The 411-nt window shown below is 68.6% G+C and carries 1 pseudogene; it reads left to right on the top strand.

The features are described from left to right. Nucleotides 1–9: 9 nt before the first annotated feature. Nucleotides 10–411 (top strand): annotated as a pseudogene (gene aceE, locus I6F37_RS42295) (pyruvate dehydrogenase (acetyl-transferring), homodimeric type); the annotation flags it as partial.

The following is a 411-nucleotide window of genomic DNA, read 5'->3' as shown; positions in this document are numbered from 1 at the left end:
CTGAAGGGCATGTATTTGCTCGAAGAAGGCGAGGCCAAGGGCGCCAAGGCGCCTCGCGTCAACCTGCTGGGCAGCGGGACCGTCCTGCGCGAATCGCAGGAAGCCGCCAAGCTGCTCGCGGCCGACTGGGGCGTGGCGGCCAACGTGTGGAGCTGCCCGAGCTTCAACGAGCTGGCGCGCGACGGTCAGGACACCGAACGCTGGAACCTGCTGCACCCGACCGAAACCGCGCGCGTTCCCTTCGTCGCGCAGCAGCTCGGGCGGCTGCCCGGCCCGGTGATCGCGTCGACCGACTACATGAAGAACTACGCCGAGCAGATCCGCGCTTTCATTCCCAAGGGCCGCGCCTACAAGGTTCTCGGCACCGACGGCTTCGGCCGCAGCGACTTCCGCTGGCGGCTGCGCGAGCAC

This window comes from Bradyrhizobium sp. NBAIM08 (genome assembly GCF_020193935.1).
Lineage (GTDB): Bacteria > Pseudomonadota > Alphaproteobacteria > Rhizobiales > Xanthobacteraceae > Bradyrhizobium > Bradyrhizobium yuanmingense.
This window is presented reverse-complemented; position numbering and strand designations above follow the sequence as displayed.